Source organism: Cellulomonas sp. NTE-D12, from assembly GCF_027923705.1.
Lineage (GTDB): Bacteria > Actinomycetota > Actinomycetes > Actinomycetales > Cellulomonadaceae > Cellulomonas.
The window spans coordinates 1683919-1700547 of the sequence record NZ_AP026442.1 but is presented as its reverse complement, the minus strand read 5'-3'; the positions used below and the strand labels follow the sequence as shown (position 1 = coordinate 1700547).

Annotated in this window: 16 protein-coding genes; 3 read left to right on the top strand and 13 right to left on the bottom strand. The window is 71.4% G+C overall.

From position 1 onward, the window contains the following. Window positions 1-281: 281 nt before the first annotated feature. The 10 genes from QMF98_RS07835 to QMF98_RS07790 all read right to left on the bottom strand — a co-directional run bounded on the left by QMF98_RS07835 (window position 282) and on the right by QMF98_RS07790 (window position 9980). Window positions 282-3197, bottom strand: coding sequence for a LysM peptidoglycan-binding domain-containing protein (locus QMF98_RS07835; protein ID WP_337975416.1), 2916 nt, complete (start codon window positions 3195-3197; stop codon window positions 282-284). Further along, a complete protein-coding gene (locus QMF98_RS07830; protein ID WP_337975415.1) occupies window positions 3194-3637 on the bottom strand; it encodes a hypothetical protein in 444 nt (147 codons plus the stop codon). The genes QMF98_RS07835 and QMF98_RS07830 overlap by 4 nt, the downstream gene beginning before the upstream one ends. Then, entirely contained in the window at window positions 3634-4059 is a 426-nt protein-coding gene (locus tag QMF98_RS07825; protein WP_337975414.1) for a TadE/TadG family type IV pilus assembly protein, read from the bottom strand. Before QMF98_RS07825 ends, QMF98_RS07830 begins: the two co-directional genes overlap by 4 nt. Then, entirely contained in the window at window positions 4056-4469 is a 414-nt protein-coding gene (locus tag QMF98_RS07820) for a TadE/TadG family type IV pilus assembly protein (protein WP_337975413.1), read from the bottom strand. The genes QMF98_RS07825 and QMF98_RS07820 overlap by 4 nt, the downstream gene beginning before the upstream one ends. Further along, window positions 4469-4669 (bottom strand): hypothetical protein, encoded by a 201-nt coding sequence (locus QMF98_RS07815; RefSeq protein WP_337975412.1) that lies wholly within the window; start codon window positions 4667-4669, stop codon window positions 4469-4471. Before QMF98_RS07815 ends, QMF98_RS07820 begins: the two co-directional genes overlap by 1 nt. A 12-nt stretch (window positions 4670-4681) precedes the next feature. Continuing rightward, on the bottom strand, window positions 4682-5581 hold the full coding sequence (locus QMF98_RS07810) for a type II secretion system F family protein (RefSeq protein ID WP_337975411.1): 900 nt from the start codon (window positions 5579-5581) through the stop codon (window positions 4682-4684). Continuing rightward, window positions 5578-6441: a type II secretion system F family protein gene (locus QMF98_RS07805; RefSeq protein WP_337975410.1), complete on the bottom strand. Its 864-nt coding sequence runs from the start codon at window positions 6439-6441 to the stop codon at window positions 5578-5580. The genes QMF98_RS07810 and QMF98_RS07805 overlap by 4 nt, the downstream gene beginning before the upstream one ends. Next, entirely contained in the window at window positions 6438-7784 is a 1347-nt protein-coding gene (locus QMF98_RS07800) for a TadA family conjugal transfer-associated ATPase (protein WP_337975409.1), read from the bottom strand. The genes QMF98_RS07805 and QMF98_RS07800 overlap by 4 nt, the downstream gene beginning before the upstream one ends. An 89-nt stretch (window positions 7785-7873) precedes the next feature. Continuing rightward, a complete protein-coding gene (locus tag QMF98_RS07795; protein WP_337975408.1) occupies window positions 7874-8473 on the bottom strand; it encodes a hypothetical protein in 600 nt (199 codons plus the stop codon). A gap of 1210 nt (window positions 8474-9683) precedes the next feature. Further along, entirely contained in the window at window positions 9684-9980 is a 297-nt protein-coding gene (locus QMF98_RS07790) for a hypothetical protein (protein ID WP_337975407.1), read from the bottom strand. A 706-nt stretch (window positions 9981-10686) separates the two neighbouring features. Here QMF98_RS07790 and istA point away from each other — a divergent pair. The 3 genes from istA to QMF98_RS07775 all read left to right on the top strand — a co-directional run bounded on the left by istA (window position 10687) and on the right by QMF98_RS07775 (window position 13275). Further along, window positions 10687-11913 carry an IS21 family transposase gene (gene istA / locus QMF98_RS07785; protein WP_337973838.1) on the top strand — a complete coding sequence of 409 codons (1227 nt, stop codon included), beginning with the start codon at window positions 10687-10689 and terminating at the stop codon, window positions 11911-11913. Then, entirely contained in the window at window positions 11913-12698 is a 786-nt protein-coding gene (istB, locus tag QMF98_RS07780) for an IS21-like element helper ATPase IstB (protein ID WP_337973839.1), read from the top strand. The genes istA and istB overlap by 1 nt, the downstream gene beginning before the upstream one ends. A 379-nt stretch (window positions 12699-13077) precedes the next feature. Further along, on the top strand, window positions 13078-13275 hold the full coding sequence (locus QMF98_RS07775; protein WP_337975406.1) for an excisionase family DNA-binding protein: 198 nt from the start codon (window positions 13078-13080) through the stop codon (window positions 13273-13275). A gap of 17 nt (window positions 13276-13292) precedes the next feature. On the opposite strand, the gene QMF98_RS07770 is transcribed toward QMF98_RS07775, so the two are convergent. The 3 genes from QMF98_RS07770 to folE form a co-directional block, all read right to left on the bottom strand. Next, complete coding sequence (locus QMF98_RS07770; protein ID WP_337975405.1) at window positions 13293-14432, bottom strand: tyrosine-type recombinase/integrase; 1140 nt, start codon at window positions 14430-14432, stop codon at window positions 13293-13295. A 222-nt stretch (window positions 14433-14654) separates the two neighbouring features. Next, complete coding sequence (locus QMF98_RS07765; RefSeq protein ID WP_337975404.1) at window positions 14655-15866, bottom strand: NAD(P)/FAD-dependent oxidoreductase; 1212 nt, start codon at window positions 15864-15866, stop codon at window positions 14655-14657. Beyond that, window positions 15866-16510 carry a GTP cyclohydrolase I FolE gene (folE, locus tag QMF98_RS07760; RefSeq protein ID WP_337975403.1) on the bottom strand — a complete coding sequence of 215 codons (645 nt, stop codon included), beginning with the start codon at window positions 16508-16510 and terminating at the stop codon, window positions 15866-15868. The genes QMF98_RS07765 and folE overlap by 1 nt, the downstream gene beginning before the upstream one ends. Window positions 16511-16629: the final 119 nt, after the last annotated feature.

The following is a 16629-nucleotide window of genomic DNA, read 5'->3' as shown; positions in this document are numbered from 1 at the left end:
TCGGTGCGCGGACAGAACCGATCCTCATCCACGCGCACTAGCTCCAAGTCGCAGGCGCTCCTGCTGACCAGCGGCCATGGCTCATGGTCTCCGACTGTGCCGTTGATTAGCCGGGTCAAGTGCGGTCCTGCACCGCTGCATCTGGATCGGCCAGCGAGCTCAACGACTACCACGGTCACACTGACAGTGTGACCCCTGGCACCGACAGAACCTCTCCGCCACGAGTCGCACACCAACTCCGACGTTGTGCCCCGCGCGGGTTCGTCGCGCGCTCCGCCGGGCTAGGCGAGTTCGGGATCAAGCCTCAGCATGAGCTCGGAGTATCGGAGTCGGAGCCTCTGGGCCTCCTGTGGCCCTGAGTGCGACAGGGTGGCGTTGATCGCGATCGCCTGCAACTCCTCGGAGCTGGGCTCGACCAACAGGCCTAGGGTCGCCACGCTGATGGCATCGCGGTGTCGGCCTTCTTCGTGGTGAATGCGGGCTAGGAGCCCCGCTGTGTCGGCGATGGCGCTGACCATTGTCTGGATGTCGTGCTCCGCCCATACGTACGCTGTCGGTGCGATCCCTCGGAAGGGACGGTCCCGTACAAGCGCCATCGCAGCGGCGAGCTCCTCCACCTGGTCGTGGCCGCCGAACGTCGCAGCATGCGCAAGTCGGTGCCGGAAGTTCCGCCAGTCGGTGTCGATGTTCTCGCCGAGACGGAACAATCCGTCAACGCCGACCGGCGGCAGTACGGCTCCGCCGAGGCGCTCTCGGGCGCGTCGGATGAACACGTTGCGTGTGTTCGCGTTCCCTCGTTCGCCGTTCCAGATCATCTCGTCGAGGTCCGGGCCGGTAGCGGGGCCGTGCAGGGCGAGGTACACCAGCAGTTCGACGGTCCGCGGGCTGAGCGGCCGCCCACCGATGCCCTCCACCTGGATCGGGCCTAGGAGGTTGAGCTTGATCCCCGCGGCCGCGAGGTCGGGCTCGTAGATGACGGGATGGGCTGCACGTAGAGCCGCGGCGTCCTCTTGCGCGCTGGTCGCTCGAGCCGCGTCCTCGGACTGTGGTTCGGGTGGCAGGGAGGTGATGAGCAGCGCTCGTAGGTGGTCGGCCTGTTCCGGACTCAGCCGCTGGGTTTGGAAGGCGATGTCGAACGGCTCGAGTTTGGCGCTTCCCGCGCGGTTGACTCGGATGGTCCAGGCACCGTCTACCTCCTGGCGGGTCAGGGTGACCACGCCGCTCCAGGGTGGGCTCGGGGGCGCGGTCAGGCTGGCTTCGATGAAGGCGATCGGCAGCCAGACGTCGTCGAGTTCGCGGCGTGCGCGTGCCTGCAGGACGTCGGCGAGGCTCCGTTTGGCGAGCAGGCCGGAGACCGATTCGGCCCATCTGGTGCGGTCGTCGCGTTCGTCGGTGGTGCGCAGCCGGAAGTCCTCGAAGGCGTCAGTCAGGTCGGTGAAGGTGTCGTCGGTGTGGATGGCGAGCTGGCTGGCCAGGTCGGAGGTGGCAGCCTCCATGACCAGTGCGCGCAGCGCCTCGTCGGCGGTGGTGTCGTCGCCGGTGACGGTCAGCGTTCCGGCTGCCTCGAGGTTGAGGATGAGGGTCGCATCCTCGGTGTGGCCGAGGGTGACGAGCAGCGGGTACGGGGTGCCCTGTGCGGGGTCGTCGATGGCTTCCTCGGCGGCCACATCGGCGGTCGGTGCGACCCAGGTGCGCGGCGTCGTCGCGGTGAACGGGGCTACCGCCTCGGGCATGTCCTGCAGGAGCACCAGGGTCAGGTTGTGCTCGTCGAGGAGCAGCACTGCCACCCGCGGGAGCTCGCGGCCGGCGTTGAAGCTGCGGCAGGCGAGGTTGTGCAGGGTGGTACGGATCGCGTCGATGCTCACCGGGGTGGCGGCGGTGCGCAGCGTGCGTTCGGCGGACGCCGCGAGCGAGGTGGGCTCGGGCATGGGGATGGTCTCCCCCACGCGTCGGGCTCGTTGTTGCAGGTGTCGGCGGCGGGCGATCTCGCCGACGATGCCGGCGGCGCCGAGTGCAGCCAGGCCGAGGTACCAGGCGCTCGCCGCTTGGCGCTCGTCCTCGTGCGCGGGGGCGATTGACGTGCCGGTTGCAGCCTCCTGCACGTCGCGGTTCGTCGTGATGGCCGCCGGTGCGGACGTCGCGGTGAGTGTCGGGGCGACCTTGGGGGTCGGTGCGGGCGACGGCGCCGGTGTTTGGGGAAGGTCTGGCCCTACCGCCGACTGGGCTTTCGGCTGCTGCTGCGGGACTCCGGGTACTGGCGCAGTGGTCGGGAGACGGAGGACCCAGCCCGGTCGCAGCACGTCCGGGTTGGAGAGGTGACTTCCGTCGGCCTGGGTGATCCCGGCGTTGAGGGTGGCGATCTCGGGGTAGCGGTGGCCGTCGCCCAGGTGCTCTGTCGCGATGTTCCAGAGGGTGTCTCCCGGCTCCACGATCACGGACGGACCCTCGCCAGTGGAGGCGACGGTACGCACCGCGGGCGGGAGGGCCGTGGCGTCGGCGGGGAGCAGGAGAGTCCAGCCCGGTTGGATGAAGTCCGCGTCGCGTAGCTGCGCACCGTCGGGTTGGGTCCGGCCGGTGTTCAGGTCGCGGATCTCGGTGTACCGCAGTGGGTCGCCGAGGTGGCGCTCAGCGAGGTCCCACAGGGTGTCGCCGCGGTGGACGGTGATTGACGGCAGCGCTGTGGCCGGTTCCGCGGCGGCTGACGTGGGCGTCGTCGTGGGTGCCGCCGGCGAAGCAACCGCCGCGGTGTCTCTTGCCGCATCCGGCGTGAGGGTGGCGACCAGCGCGCTGGCGGCGGCGGGGCTCGCTGGCGTGGTGATGGCGCTCGCTGTGGCGACCAGAAGGCCCGCCGTGGCGATCAGGCGCGCGGCGGTGCGCTGGAGGCCACCGAGCAGCGGGATCCGCGGCGCGTGCACGCGTCGCGCGGAGGCGGTGAGCTCGACGAGGACCGAGCCGGTGAACGCGGCCCAGGCGATCCAGGCGATGGCGCCGAGGACGGCCAGGAGGAGGGACCCGTCGTCCGGTGTCATGACTCGGTCCCACAGCTGCCCCCAGGTGGGCACCTGGTTGGGCAGGTAGACGGGCGCGAGGGCGACGAGGGCGGCCGGGACGCCGGCGACGAAGCCGAGCAGGGCGAGGGTCGCGCCGAGGCCGCGGGCCAGGTCGGCGCCGTTGTGGCGGGTGTGGGTTGTGGTCATGTGCCACCTCCGGTGATGGAGCCGACGAGGACGGCTTGGGCGTGGCCGGTGACGGTCAGCTGGTCGATGCCGATCAGGGACAGGAAGGCTGTGGGGGCGGTGCGGGTGACGGTGACGGTGAGTCGGGTGCGGTCGGCGGAGACGGCGACGGTGCCGGTGGCGCCTGCCTCGGTCAGGTAGTGCTGGGCGGCTTGGAGTGCTTGGGTGCGGTCGACGTGGCCGATGGTTCCGGCCGTGGCGGCGGCGGTGTCGAGGGCTTGTCCGCCTGCGCGTGCGGCTTCGGCGGCGACGGCGGTGGCCTGCTGGGTGGCGCGGAGCTTGGCCCCGCCGTCGGCGACGAGTCCCAGCAGCAGGAGCAGTCCGACGGCGGTGATGGCGAAGAAGACTGTCACCGATCCGCGGTCGGGGTCGGTGCGCCAGGGTGCGGGCGGGCGGGTCATCGCGATCGGTACCGGTCGAGGGGTGAGGTCGCTGCCCCGGTGAGGGTGCGCGTGCCGGGCAGGCCAGGAATCGCCAGGTCTGCCACGGAGACGGTGCAGGTCACCTGGACGTGGATCGCCGCGTCCGTCCCGACTGGCGCGGTGAACCCGGCCGTGTCGACGGTGACGTTGGACGACGCGCAGCCCGATCCGGCCAGCTCGCGTTGCGCGGCTTGCATGGCGGTGGCTCGGGCGGCGTCGGGCGTGCGGGCGATCGAGGCGTCGCGGGCGGCCGCGCGGGCTGCCTGCTCGACCGCGGACGAGGACGTCTCGACTCGTCCGACCAGGACCAGTGCGCCCAGCAGCAGGAGGAGTGCCGGGACCAGGATGGCCAGCTCGAGGCTCACCGCTCCCCGCTCGCCGCCGATCGCCGCGTGTCTCATCGGGGGCCTGCCAGCGTGAATCGCTCGACCGGTCCGGCCGCTGACTGGGAGACCGTGATGCCGGCCAAGCCCGGCAGCACGGACACGGACCGGCCGCTGACGATCACCTGGACCTGCCCGGTTGCGGGGTTGGACACGGTTGCCGCGGCGTTGAGGAGGGTGTCGGAACCGTGCTGGGTGATGAAGCTGAGGGCGCTGTCGCGTCCGGCTGCCGACGCGGACTGGTAGGCGCGGGCGACGCTCACCCCTTGCTGGGCCGCGGCCAAGGCGAGCGAGCGGGCGTGGAACCACAGCGCGTACTGGATCAGCGCGGTGACGATGACCAGCAGTGCGGGGAAGACGATAGCCAGCTCGACGCTGACCGACCCACGGTCGCGGGCGGTCGGGCAACGGGGTTGTCGCGTGCGCATCAGTTGATCTGGTTGACGCGTCGCTGGACGGCGGCAGTGATCGCTGCGACGAGGAGCCCGGCGACCAGGATGAGCCCGAGAACGATGATCACCAGCTCGAGCGTGGTCGCTCCCACGTCGCTGTTTACGTGCCGACGCACGTCGGCGCGGGTGGTGGTGACCATCGCGTGCAGGTAGCTGAGCGTGAGCAGGACGGGCATGGTCTTCTCCGTTCAGGACAGCAGGATGCGCATCAGGGCGGGGTAGCCCAGCAGGGCCATGAAGCACAGGCCGAGCAGGGACACGGGCACGACCATGTGTTCGGAGGCGGCGTTCGCCTGGGCGGTCGAGGAGGCCAGCAGCTGGGTCCGCAGGGATGCGGCACGGGCGCGCAGGGTGGCGTAGACGGCGGCTCCGTCGCGGCCGGCCAGCCGCATGATGTCGGCGGTGTCGGCCAGCTCGCTCACCCCGGTCTCGGCGGCCAGGTCGGTCAGGCCGGTCCAGGACGGTTGCCCGGCCAGCTCGGCGCGCAGGAGTGCGTCGCTGATGCGGGTGAACTGCGCCGATCCGCCGATGGCTGCTGCTCGGTCGAGGGCTTCGGTGGGGCCGGCGTCGGCGAGGCGTTCCATCGCGACCAGCTCGAGGAAGACGCAGGTCGCCGAACGCAGGGCCGCACGGGCCTTGGTGGCGTCCTGCCGCAGGGACAGGTCGGGCAGGAAGAAGAACACCCCGCCAAGCACGAGCCCGGCTGCGGTCGGCACCGTGAACGGTAGGCGGACCCCTGCGACCAGCAGAACTGTCGACATGAGGGGTGGGAAGACGAGGCCGACGAGGGTGTAGCCGACCTTCTTGGCTGCCAGATCCTCCGGCGTCAGGTGCAGCGTGCGCAGGTCGGTGGCGAACCGGTCGAGGCCGAGCCCGTGCGCCACCTGCGGGAGTGCCCGGGCTCTGAGCCGGGCGGCCCGTCCCGTCGCGACTGGTCTCGCGGTGAGCCGCAGGTCCTCGTCGGTGGGCAAGAGCCGGTGCACGGCGTCGGCTAGGTCTGGGTGGGCCGGTGACAGTCCCGCGAGGGCGACGATGAGGCCTCCGCCGACGAGCCCTCCGGCCAGCAGCGTCAGCCACAGCGGCGTCATCGCGCACCCCCATCCGCACCGGTCGTCAGGAACCGCGGGGCCGGCGGGGTCAGCGTCAGGGCGCGCATCCACAGCAGGCAGCCGGTGAACGCGGCGGCGATGGCGGCCAGGACCAGCTGACCGAGCCCGTCGCCGTAGGGGGCCAGGTAGGTGCCGTTGAGCGCGAGCACGCCGGCCACACCGAGGGTGATGAGGGTGACGAGGCGGGCGGTGGAGCGGGGCTTGGCGCGTTCGGCCTCGACCTTGCGTCGGGCGGCGACCTCGTCGGCCACCGATCCCGCGACCGCGGTCAGGACGCCGGACAGCCCCGGGCCGCGGCGTCGGGAGGCCAGCAACAGAGAAGCGACGACGAAGTCGCCGGCGGCGTCGTCCAGGTCGTCCGCGAACGCCCCCAGGGCCTGCTCGGCCGGCCAGCGGGCCGTCAGCCGCGCCACCAGGGCCGTGACCTCGCTGCGCAGCGGCGGCGGGCATGTCGTGGCCGACGCTGTCAGCGCCTGCTCCAGTCCGACGCCCGTCGCCAGGACGTCGGCCAGGCGGCGGGTCCACTCCTCGATGGCCTCGACCCGGTCGATCTGGCGGGCGGCGACCTTCGCCGACCCGAGCAGGTACGGCAGCCCGACGAGCACCGCGGCGACGATCATCCCGGCCACGGGCCATCCGCTCACGGCCCACACAACTAGCCCGAGGCCGCCGGCGGTGCCCCACCGCCACCGGCCCCACCAGTCCGCCGCCGAGCGTGGCCGCGGCCGGCGTCGCCGCTGCTTGGGCGGCGACGGTTCCGAGCGCCGCACGCCGACGAGAGCCATCAGCACTCCCGCGACGACCAGCGCACCGGCCACGGCGGCGATCACGGTGCTCATCGCGCACCGTCCAGTGCCGTCGTCCACGTCCCGTCGCGGTGGTCGAGCACACGCTCGTCGAAGCCGGCGCGGACCAGCTCGGGGAGGAACCCCGGTCGGTGCAGCGGGACCGCACGCCCGTCCACGCCCGGACCGAAGACGGCGGTCGTTGCCGGGCGGTTGGTCTCCCCCAGCCCGTTGATCTCGAGCACCTGGGAGACGTAGCGGCGCCGCTGGCCGTGCTCGGTGAGCAGCTCGATGTGCACGATCAGGTCGACCGCTCCGGCCAGCAGCCGGTAGGCGAACGTGTCGGTCATGTGCACCCCGGCCGACAGGCACAAGGTGACGATCCGGTCGATCGCGTGGGTCGCGGTGCGCGAGTGCAGCGTGCACAGCGACCCGTCGCCGGTCGACATGGCCTCGAGCATCGGCAGCACCTCGGGCCCGCGGACCTCTCCGACGATGATCCGACGCAGGTTCAACCGCAGCGCGTCCACCACAAGGTCGGACAGGCTCACCTCCCCTGGCCGCCTGCCGGCGCCGTCATGCTCGGCGGAGCCCTCCCGGGCTTCCAGGGCGACGACGCGGGGGTGCCGGTCGGGCAGGTCGTGCAGGTGCAGCTCGTACTCCTTCTCGATGGTGGCGAACCGTTCCATCGGGTCGAACTCGTTGGCCAAGGCCCGGATCAGGGTGGTCTTGCCGGCGTTCTGCAGACCGGTCACGACGATGTTCTTGCCGGCCCGGACCGCCGCCCGCAGGAACGCGGCCAGCGCGGAGTCCAGCGTGCCCAGCGCGATCAGGTCGTCCAGGTCGATGTCCCGCACCCGGTGCCGGCGGATCACCACGTGCGGCTTGGGCGTGGTCCAGGCCACGGCCGCCAAGCGAGACCCGTCGCCCAGCCGCAGATGCAGCGCGGGGTGCGCGGAGGTGAACGTCCGCTCGGCGCCGCCCGTGCGCGCGGCGAGCAGCTGCAGCATCTCGATCAGCTCGGCGTCGGAGTCGGCCACGGGTGGGTGGCGCACGTCTCGACCGTCGGCGTAGGACACCCACACCTGGTCGTGGCCGTCGACCTCGATGTTCTCCACGTCCGGGTCGTCGATCAGCGGCTGCAGCCGGCCCAACCCGAACAGTGCCGCCATGACCGCGCGAGCCGTCGCCAGCTCCACCTCGACCGGCCACGGCTCGTCGCCATGGCGGACCCGTTCGCGTCCACGCTCGGACAGCTCGGCAGCCACGAGCGAACGAGCCAGCTCCCGGCGGGCATCCGACGACTGCACCGACCGGGCCTGCAACCGCTCTGCCAGCTGCTCGGCCACCACCGCACGCACCTGACGCACCGTGACCGGGTCCGCTGCCGGCAGCACGGGTTCACCGGGGGCCGGCCGCGGTATCGCCGTCGCGAGGGACGTGGCAGCCGGGACGAGTTCCGACCTGGGCCGGTCGTCGAGGCCGGTCACCGTGCCACCGCCGGCGTCACGTCGGGGACGAGATCGGTCAACCGCTGCACGAGCGACCGTGCCGACCGCATCAGAGGCGACCGGTCCAGCCACCCGCCACTGGCGCCATTCATCAGCGCGCGAGCAGCTCGGGCGTCACGCGGCAGCGTCAGCACGTCCGCCACGCCCAGAGCCGAGGCGATCTCCGCAGTGCTGTACGGGTCGGGGTCCACGACCACGCCCACAACACCCGAGCGGGCGGCACGTGCCGCGCCAAGCGCGCGGACGGCTGCGGCCGCCGGCAGCACCGTGGACAACTCCCCGCGCACCACGACCGCGAGCAGGTCGGCCGCCTCCAGCCACACGCTCGGCTCCGACCGATGACCCAGACGCCCCACGTCCACAACCACGTCGACCCCGCCAGCCGACAAGTCCCGGGCCACCTCGACCAGCGCGCTCCACGTACCGGCCAGCGGCCGCGCCTGACGCGGGTCCGCGACGCCGGGCAGCATCACCCGGTGCGCCTGCCCGTCCATCGCGACACACGCGGCCAGGACCTGCTCGACGGACAACGGCGCACGAGCCGCCGCGAGCACCGAGACCCCGACGCGCCGCAAGGACCGGCGACCTGTGTCGGCGAACCCGCGTCGATCGCAGTGCGGCGTGCATGCCCGGCTCCCGCAACGCGGCGGAGCCGTCGGCAAGCAACCGCGGGATGAGCCCCGACCAGTCCGGGGTGCCGAGCAGGACGATGCACAGGCGGCGGGCCTGCCAAGGAGGCAGACGGAGCTCCTCGGCCATGGTGCGCCAGCCGACGAGGGTGCACCGCGGGTCCCTCGGTAGCGCCTGGACGTCGACAGCAGTAGCCACGATGTCCTGGGCCTGATCGCGGCTCCAACCGACCCGCGACAGAGCGACCTCCGCTCGCCGTTGCGCGACGACGAAGTCGACGCCCACGGCCAGATACTCGTCGCTCACCGCATCGAGGCCTGCGCCCGCCCACTTGTCGAGGCTCTCCAGACGCGGGGTCGGAATGCCGTCGGCCGCGAGCAGGTGCCACGCGTGCCGCTCGGACGTGCCGAACGAGGCAGCGGCAACCTCGCCGTGCACGGCGCGTCTCGCCGCACGCCAGACAACGCCCCACGGCGAGTCGGCGACGCGCAGCTGCGGCATGGTGAGCACGCGCCACGCCGCCTGCCACGCGGAGGCCTCGGCCTGCGCAGCCACGAAGCCCCGCAGGTCACACTCGATCGCCAGGGGCCGGGCCAGGTCCGATCGGATGAAGCTCAGCAGAGCCGTACCCGTCGGCCCGTCCCAGCCCTCGTCGTCGATGACGTCGAGCGCCTGCAGCAGGCACTCGCTCGTGCGGACGATCCTCGGGCGGGATTCCAGCTGGTCACGTCGATGCTCGGTCGTCATGCTCGCCTCCTCGTGTCGCGTGGACACGAGAGAGGTTCCGCAGAGGCGCTGTACAACGCAGTGACATCACCGCGCTGACACAGATGTCACCGTGATGTCCTCGAAGCGCACGCCACGAGGACGTGCCCGGCGTCAGCCGGGTGCGTCGCCCGGCCGCAAGTCCGCACCCTCGTCACAGTGGGCAACGCGCCGCTCAGGCGTGCGGCGGCAGACGCCAGACAGACGTTGGGGTTCCCGGTTCTCCCCCTGGGAACCGGGAACCCCGTGACCGTTCGCATCACCCAGCTCGCGCTGCGTTCGCGCGCCGACCGTAGGCACTAGGGGAACCTGGACGAAAGTCCAGGAGCGGGTGATTCCGCAGAACCGAGCTCGTGCGGCTCGGCCGGCATGCACGGTGCCCGAGCTCTCCTACCGCCGCCTCACGTCCTGCGCCGCGAGCCACACCCCGAGCAGCCGCCACCGCTTGTCTCGCATCGCGACGAGCACGTCCCGGCCAGCCCATGCCTCCGCCCTGCTGTCGATCACCTCGAGACCGTCTCTCTCCCACACGATCCAGGCCGTTACGTCGATCGCAGGCTTGGCGATCACTTGCCGCTCCGACGGCGGAATCGGCCTCTCGTTGCGAATGCCCTGGTATCGGTCGGCGTGAGCGTCGAAGCCCAGGACGTCCTGGTCGTCTGCGGCCGTTCGACGATCGTCGGTCACTCGAACAAGTGTACGACTGGCCGCGCTCCACCCCGCCCCAGGGACGTAGCACCCCCGACTCTCGCAGAACTCTCGCGAACCAGCCTCAGGTCCGCCTCATGGACGGTCCTTCGCGACAGAGCCTCCGCTGGGAGGCGGCTCCGGAGTACGTTGATGCTGGCCGGGAGTTCAAGGACGACCCGCACAGCCGAGGACGACGATGAGCCTTGTGCGCACCACACCGGAGGAGCGTTTCGAGCTCCGGCGGTGGGTCAGATGGATGGCCGTGCTGTCAGCCATCGCCTCCGGCGCGGTCCTCGTGGCGTTCCGCTCCGCCGGCCCGGTCTGGCAGTACTTCGTCGCCTTCGCGATCTTCTACGTAGGGGCCTGGATCTCTCCGCCGGTGTGGCTCCTCGCATACATAGGCGAGCGCCTGGCCGCCCGCTTCTCGCCGGCACTGCGACCCGCCGTGGCGACCCGCCCCGGTGCTCCGGCCGGAGGACCCGCGCCTCGACGCCCTCGCATCAGGCGGGCCAGACCGCAGCCTTCTCCACGGTCTGCATCTCTCAGACAGCGGGCATCGCAATCGACGGCACACCGTGGTCCAGCAGTCCGCATTACGCGCCACAGGCGACCTCGATAGAAGTGCCTGGGTGTCGGCGACGCCTGAAGACTGATCAGGGATCGTCGGCTGAAATCTGACCAGGCTGCCGTGATCCTGCGGAGGGTGATCGGTGTGGAGGACTGGGCTGAGGTCCGTCGGCTGCGTCGGGTCGAGGGGATGGCGCTCTCGGCGATCGCGCGCGAGCTCGGCATCGCGAGGAACACGGTCAAGAAGGCGTTGGCCAGTGATCGGCCGCCGAAGTACGAGCGAGCTGCGAAGGGGTCGTTGGTCGACCAGGTCGAACCGGTCATCCGCGGGTTGTTGGCTTCGTGCCCGACGATGCCGGCCACGGTGATCGCGCAGCGGATCGGCTGGGCGCACTCGTTGACGATCTTGAAGGACCGAGTTCGGGTGCTGCGCCCGTACTATCTGCCGTCGGATCCGGCGACCCGGACCAGCTACGAGGCCGGGGCGCGGGTGCAGTGCGACTTGTGGTTCCCGCCGGTCGACGTGCCGCTGGGTGCCGGGCAGGTCGGGTCCCCGCCGGTGCTGGTGATGGTCGCGGGCTACTCGCGGATGATGTTCGCCACGATGCTGCCCTCCCGGCAGGCGCCGGACCTGATCGCCGGTCACTGGTTGCTGCTGTCGGGCATGGGTGTGGTCCCGCGCGAGCTGGTCTGGGACAACGAGGCCGCGGTCGGGTCCTGGCGCGCGGGCAAGCCGAAGCTCACCGAGGACTTCGAGGCGTTCCGCGGGGTCCTGGGCATCGGGGTGCACCAGTGCCGGCCGCGGGACCCGGAGGCCAAGGGGCTGGTCGAACGCGCGAACGGCTACCTGGAGTCGTCGTTCCTGCCGGGGCGCACGTTCACCGATCCGGGCGACTTCAACGCCCAGCTCAGCGAGTGGTTGCCTCTTGCGAACCGTCGCTCGCATCGGGCGTTGGGCTGCAAGCCCGTCGAGCGGTGGGCCGCGGACCGCGACGCGATGCTCGCCCTGCCGCCGGTCGCTCCGCAGCTGGGCTGGCGGGCGCGGGTCCGGTTGCCGCGCGATCACTACGTGCGCCTGGGCTCCAACGACTACTCGGTCGACCCGGTCGCGGTCGGCAGGTTCGTCGACGTGGTCGCCGACCTCGAGCGAGTCACCGTCAGCCTGGGAGCCAAGACCGTCGCGTCCCACGAGCGGTGCTGGGCGCGCTGGCAGACGATCACCGACCCCGCCCACCGGGCCGCAGCGCTGGCGATGGCGTCGGCTGCGGCGCACCGGCCGACGATCCCAGACCCGGCCGATGAGGTCGAGCAACGCGACCTGGGCGCCTATGACGCCGCGTTCGGTCTGACGGACGTGGCCTGATGACCACCAAGACCCCGACCAGGGACGTGACCAGCGAGCTCGCGTTCCTGACCCGAGCGCTGAAGGCCCCGACCCTGCGGGACGCAGTCGACCGGCTCGCCGAGCGGGCCCGCGCCGAGTCCTGGACCCACGAAGAGTTCCTGGCCGCCTGCCTGCAACGCGAGGTCGCCGCCCGCGAGGCCCACGGCGGGGAAGGACGCATCCGCGCCGCGAGGTTTCCGGCCCGCAAGTCCCTGGAGGACTTCGACTTCGACCACGCCCGCGGCCTGGCCCGCGACCAGATCGCCCACCTGGGCACCCTGGACTTCGTCACGGCCCGGGAGAACGTGGTGTTCCTCGGCCCGCCCGGCACCGGCAAGACCCACCTGGCCACCGGCCTGGCCGTCCGGGCCTGCCAGGCCGGCCACCGCGTCCAGTTCGCCACCGCCTCCGAATGGGTCGACCGGCTCGCCACCGCTCACCACGACGGGCGCCTGCAAGACGAGCTACGCCGGCTGGGTCGCTACCCCCTGATCGTGATCGACGAGGTCGGCTACATCCCCTTCGAGCCCGAGGCCGCGAACCTGTTCTTCCAACTCGTCTCAGCCCGCTACGAACGGGCCTCCCTGATCGTCACCTCCAACAAGCCGTTCGGCCGCTGGGGCGAGGTCTTCGGCGACGACACCGTCGCCGCAGCGATGATCGACCGCCTCGTCCACCACGCCGACGTCATCGCCCTCAAAGGCGACTCCTACCGCCTCAAGAACCGCGACCTCGGCCGCCCACCCGCGGCCACCACGGACTGAACGACAACCAGGCAGGGTGGTCAAGATTCAGCCGACGACCCCTGGTCAGGATTCAGCCGTCGTTGACACTGGGCCGCGCTCACCGGCCGGGCGAGATGCCGAAGTCGTCTCGTCGGGCACCTTCGTGCCGCGCACACGCAGCCAGCTGCGGGAACGACTGGTGCATCCCGTAAACCAGGGCGTGCACCGATGTGTCATTGCGAAGTTGAACCGTCCGCTCACGGCGACGGCGCGGCGTCACTGTGGATGTCACCGTGATGTACCACTCGGCGAGGCAGCGTGGACGTTCTGCTGCGACCAGGGATCGGGGCCAGTCGATCCGGCGGCCGCGTTTGCGCGGTCGGCCCACGGGCCCGCAGCTCAAGCGGAAGGAGCAGAGATGACCATCAGTATCGAGCACGACCTGCTCACAGTCGCCGAGGCCGCTGACCGCCTGCGTGTGACGACGCGGTTCATCAGGATGCTCATCGCGGACGGCACCCTGCCCGCGATGCGCCTCGGACGGCGGTCCATCCGTCTCCGACGGGAGGACGTCGACCAGGTCCTGCGGCCGATGCGAAGCGTGGCTTCCGAGTAGCGGACGCCGCGCGGCGCTCAGGAGCTGCTCGGCACGTCCGTACCAGCGATGACGGCGTCAAGTCGGCTTGCCAGGTCGCGGTCCCGGATGGCGCGGGCGTGCTGATAGTGGAGGGCCATGGCCGGCGTGGAGTGGCCCGCGCGCGCTTGGAGCTCGGCAACCGAGGCCCCAGCCTCGGCCAGGAGCGACAAGCCTGCGTGGCGCAGGTGATGGAAGCGGAACGTCGCCGGCAGCCCGCATCGGCGCGCAGCCCGCTTCACCGCGTCGGAGAACGTCTGCACGGGCGGCGGTGACCCTGGCGTGCGTCCGACGAACAGCAGAGAGTCCGGACCCGCGTCAACGCGGGTGAGATGGGCGGCGAGCACGTCGACGACAGCCACGGGCGCAGCTAAGTCACGGATACCGGCGTCTGTCTTGGGCGGGCCGAACGAGGCCACGCCGTCGATCCAGGTCACGCCGCGGCGAACGTGGACGACGGCGTTCTGAAGGTCGATGTCACGCCGGCGGAGCGCCAGCACCTCACCGACCCGCATCTGACACCAGGCTCCGAGGTAGATCGCAGCGGCGTACCGCTCCCCCACCGCGTCTGCGAGCTCCGCGACCTGCTGGACCGTGAGGATCTCCACAGGCGTGGCCGGCCGCGCTTGCCCCGCTCCCCGGATCTTGCAGGGGTTCGCATCGATGAGTCCGTCAGCCACGGCCGTCCCAAAGACGGTTCGTACAAACGCGTAGACCCTGGCCCGACCGGTTGGACGGTCGGGCCCGAGCCCGCGGTGCCAGGACCGGATGTCCTCCGTAGTGACTTCGTCGAGTCTCTTCCCGCCGAGTGGCGCGGACGCCACATAGAGGCGCAAGTAGGTCTCGTAGGTGCGCCGGGTCGACGGCCGCAACGGCTCTCCTCGACCGTTTCGCCGTTCGGCGATCCACTCGGCGGTGTAGTCACGCAGGCGCGGTGGCCGCACCGTTGCCGTCGCCTTCGGCGAACCAGCCGCGGTCTGCTCCAACGCCACCTGCTCACGCGCGAGCCACGCACGTGCCTCTGCCTTCGTCGTGAAGGTCGTCGGCGCCGCCCTCCACCGACCGACCGCCGTCGCGTACCGAGCGCGGTAGCGCCCGGACGGCAGCGTCTCGACTGACCCGAACGAGCTCCGCCTCATCCCTCGCGCCCCCTCGCCGTGGAAGATACGTGGAAGATCTCTCTTCCATGCACTTCATCACCGGTTCACTCGGTGCAGAAATCCCACTCCGAAACACCGCCATCGCTGCAGATCAGAGGCTACTTGGTTCCTCGCCATATTCCACTGTGCAGGACCCGCAGTGACGGTTCGAATCCCACTCGGGGCACCCGTCTGCGACAGCCGTCCGATGGCGATCAGCACCTAGGCGATCTCGTCGAGCGGGCTTCTCGAGTCGCGGAGCCGGCCGAGGTCGACCCGGCCGGCCGTCACGATGCGTCGGACGGGCTCGATGGCGTCCCGGTCGTTCGCGTGCATCCCGGCCACGACCCGGTCGCCGTTGACCCAGAACGCGGTGAACCGCCGGCCCGCCACATCGCCACGCAGGACCACCTCGTCGTACCCGTCCGGGCCGATGCTGCCCACGTACTCGATGCCGAGGTCGTACTGGTCGGTGAAGAAGTACGGCAGCCGGGTGTACGCCTCTGCCGCCCCGAGCATGTTGCGGGCGGCGGTCCGCCCGTGCTCGATCGCGGTGTCCCAGTGCTCCACGCGGACCCGGCGCCCGAGGGCAGGGTGGTACGCGTTCGCGACGTCGCCGGCCGCGAACACGTCGGGGTCGGAGGCGCGCAGGCGCTCGTCGACGAGCACTCCGTTGTCGGTCTCCAGGCCCGCAGCCTCCGCGAGCTCGGTGTTGGGAGCGACCCCCACACCGACGACGAGGAGGTCGGCGGTGAGCGACGAGCCGTCGGCGAGCGTCACCACCGCACGGTCGCCGTCAGGAGCGACGCCGGTGACCGACACCGCCGTGCGCACCTCCACGCCGTGCTCCCGGTGCAGGTCGCCGAACACCTCGGCGACCTCCGGCCCGAGCACGCGGACGAGCGGCATCGCGAGGGCCTCGAGCACGACGACGTCCGCGCCGGCCGTGCGGGCTGCGGCAGCCACCTCCAGGCCGATCCAACCGCCCCCGACGATGACGATCCGACGACCGGGCTCCAGGGCGGCCTTGAGGCGCTGGCTGTCCTCGATGGTGCGCAGGTACGCGACCGGCGCACCGCTGTCGTCGGCGATCCCGAGCCGACGTGGCCGGGCGCCCGTGGCGATCAGGAGCCGGCTGTAGACGAGCGGTTCCTGGCCGGCGGTCACCGTGTGGGCGCCGGGGTCGATGGCGGTCACCGCGGTCCCCAGCCGCAGCTCGATGTCGTGGTCGGCGTACCACGACGACGGGTGGACGAAGGCGTCGTCGAGCTCGGCGGCCCCGAGGAGGTAGCCCTTCGACAGTGGCGGGCGCTCGTACGGCAGGTGCTGCTCGGCGCCCACCAGGACCAGGCGGCCGTCGAACCCGCGCTCGCGCAGCTCGCCGACGGCGGTCGCGGCGGCAAGCCCGCCGCCGACGATCACGAACGTGTCCATCAGACCTCCAGGTGGGTGCGGGTGAGGGAGAGGAACTCGGCTCGCGAGGAGGCGTTCTCCCGCAGCGCCCCGAGCAGGGCCGAGGTGACCGTGCGGGTGCCGGCTGCCCGCACACCCCGCAGGGTCATGCACGTGTGCTCGGCCTCGACGACGACCCCGACGCCGCGCGGTGCCAGCCGGTCCTGCAGCAGCTGGGCGACCTGCTTGGTCAGCCGCTCCTGGGTCTGCGGACGATGGGCGAAGAGCTCGACGACGCGCGCGAACTTGGACAGGCCGAGGATCCGGTCGCGCGGCAGGTAGCCGACGTGGGCCACCCCGACGAACGGCAGCATGTGGTGCTCGCACACCGACCGGACGGGGATGTGCTGGACAAGGACCAGCTCGTCGTACCCCTCGGTGTTGGGGAACGTGGTGAAGTCGAACGCGCGGGCCGCCAGCATCTCGGCGTAGGCCGTCGCCATCCGCCGCGGGGTCTCCGCCATCCCGGGGTCGTCCACGGGCAGGCCGAGCGCGGCGAGCAGGGCGCCGGCCGCACGCTCCGCAGCGTCCAGGTCCACCGGCGCCGCCTCGTGCGCCACCCGGGGCCGCCAGGACAACAGGTTCGACGCCTCGTCGCTGCGGTCCAGCGACTGGGCCCCCGTCATCGGCCCCGCCGGTCAGGTGCAGCAGATCCGTCCCGCCCCATCAGCAGCGCCGCCGGCTTCGAAGCGCCTGTCAGCGGTGGTCCGACGGCCTGACGAGCCGCCCGTGATCGGGTGCGAGT

What these genes read in the sequence shown, in the direction of transcription:
- QMF98_RS07765 (WP_337975404.1), bottom strand. Translation starts at nt 15,866, where the DNA reads ATGGACACGTTCGTGATCGTCGGCGGCGGGCTTGCCGCCGCGACCGCC.
- QMF98_RS07830 (WP_337975415.1), bottom strand. Translation starts at nt 3,637, where the DNA reads ATGACCCGCCCGCCCGCACCCTGGCGCACCGACCCCGACCGCGGATCG.
- QMF98_RS07810 (WP_337975411.1), bottom strand. Translation starts at nt 5,581, where the DNA reads ATGACGCCGCTGTGGCTGACGCTGCTGGCCGGAGGGCTCGTCGGCGGA.
- folE (WP_337975403.1), bottom strand. Translation starts at nt 16,510, where the DNA reads ATGACGGGGGCCCAGTCGCTGGACCGCAGCGACGAGGCGTCGAACCTG.
- QMF98_RS07835 (WP_337975416.1), bottom strand. Translation starts at nt 3,197, where the DNA reads ATGACCACAACCCACACCCGCCACAACGGCGCCGACCTGGCCCGCGGC.
- QMF98_RS07815 (WP_337975412.1), bottom strand. Translation starts at nt 4,669, where the DNA reads ATGCCCGTCCTGCTCACGCTCAGCTACCTGCACGCGATGGTCACCACC.
- QMF98_RS07825 (WP_337975414.1), bottom strand. Translation starts at nt 4,059, where the DNA reads ATGAGACACGCGGCGATCGGCGGCGAGCGGGGAGCGGTGAGCCTCGAG.
- QMF98_RS07820 (WP_337975413.1), bottom strand. Translation starts at nt 4,469, where the DNA reads ATGCGCACGCGACAACCCCGTTGCCCGACCGCCCGCGACCGTGGGTCG.
- istB (WP_337973839.1), top strand. Translation starts at nt 11,913, where the DNA reads ATGACCACCAAGACCCCGACCAGGGACGTGACCAGCGAGCTCGCGTTC.
- QMF98_RS07770 (WP_337975405.1), bottom strand. Translation starts at nt 14,432, where the DNA reads ATGAGGCGGAGCTCGTTCGGGTCAGTCGAGACGCTGCCGTCCGGGCGC.
- QMF98_RS07805 (WP_337975410.1), bottom strand. Translation starts at nt 6,441, where the DNA reads ATGAGCACCGTGATCGCCGCCGTGGCCGGTGCGCTGGTCGTCGCGGGA.
- QMF98_RS07775 (WP_337975406.1), top strand. Translation starts at nt 13,078, where the DNA reads ATGACCATCAGTATCGAGCACGACCTGCTCACAGTCGCCGAGGCCGCT.